The 1,216-nt window shown below is 34.0% G+C and carries 1 protein-coding gene and 1 pseudogene; both read left to right on the plus strand.

Annotation, left to right across the window (positions count from 1 at the left end):
• Window positions 1-77 precede the first annotated feature (77 nt).
• Window positions 78-425 (plus strand): annotated as a pseudogene (locus KA909_RS08040) (cassette chromosome recombinase CcrA); the annotation flags it as partial.
• Between the two features lie 19 nt (window positions 426-444).
• A partial coding sequence (locus KA909_RS08045; RefSeq protein ID WP_210130097.1) for a recombinase family protein occupies window positions 445-1,216 on the plus strand: 772 nt, incomplete at its 3' end.

The raw sequence follows: 1,216 nt of genomic DNA on the forward strand, positions 1-1,216 counted from the left end.
TTATTTCAAAAATTAACCTTTGAACTTTGTGAACAAAACCTCTCAATAATCGATTGTCTAACAAGAAAGGATAAAAAAATCATACTATTCAACAACGACTCAAAAGACAAAGAGATATAGAAACTAAAGCTACAATCAATCAAGAGCAGCTGATAGAAAAATTAGCCCAAGGTAAAATTGATGCAGAAGCTTTCAGAAAACAAACACAATCATCGCGACAACATTCAAAACCTATATTATCAATCAATGCGTATCAAATTCAAAAGGCTTTTCAAAATATCATTCAACAACGTTTCACGTTAAACATGTTGTACCCTTACATTGATGAAATTCATATTAACAAAAATAAAACACTTACGGGTATCTATTTCAAAAATGAACCCTTAAACATCGTCAATCAAACGACGCAATCAACGATTGCTTAATCAGAAAGGATGAAAAATCATGCAAGAATATAAAAACAAGCGCGTGGGTATTTACGTACGTGTATCGACTGAAATTCAAAGTTCAGAAGGCTTTTCAATACAGGGGCAGGTCAATCAGATTCAAGAATACTGTGATTTCAATAACTTCAAAGTTATAGATGTATATGCTGATCGAGGTATTTCTGGAAAATCCATGAACCGCCCTGCACTTCAACGTATGTTACAAGACGCAAAAAATGGTCATATCGATTGTGTCATGGTCTACAAAACAAACCGATTAGCACGTAATACATCAGACTTACTCAAAATTGTCGAAGATTTGCATAAACAAAATGTCGAATTTTTCAGTCTATCTGAACGTATGGAAGTTAACACAAGTAGTGGTAAGCTTATGCTTCAGATACTTGCGAGCTTCGCTGAATTCGAGCGAAATAATATTGTGGACAATATTTTTATGGGCCAAACGATACGAGCCCAAGAAGGGTATTATCAGGGGAACCTTCCTTTAGCTTACGATAAAGTACCCTACAATAAACATGAACTCATGATTAATCAACATGAAGCCAATATTGTGAAATATATTTTTGAATCTTACGCCAAAGGTCATGGTTATCGTAAAATTGCCAACGCACTCAATCATAAAGGTTATGTCACTAAGAAAGGTAATCCTTTTAGTATTTCAGCTGTTACTTATATTCTCTCAAACCCATTCTATATTGGTAAAATTCAATTCGCGAAATACAAAGATTGGAATGATAAACGTCGTAAAGGCTTGAATGATAAGCCAGAAA

It is taken from the genome of Staphylococcus sp. GDX8P54P (assembly GCF_017893165.1).
GTDB lineage: Bacteria > Bacillota > Bacilli > Staphylococcales > Staphylococcaceae > Staphylococcus > Staphylococcus borealis.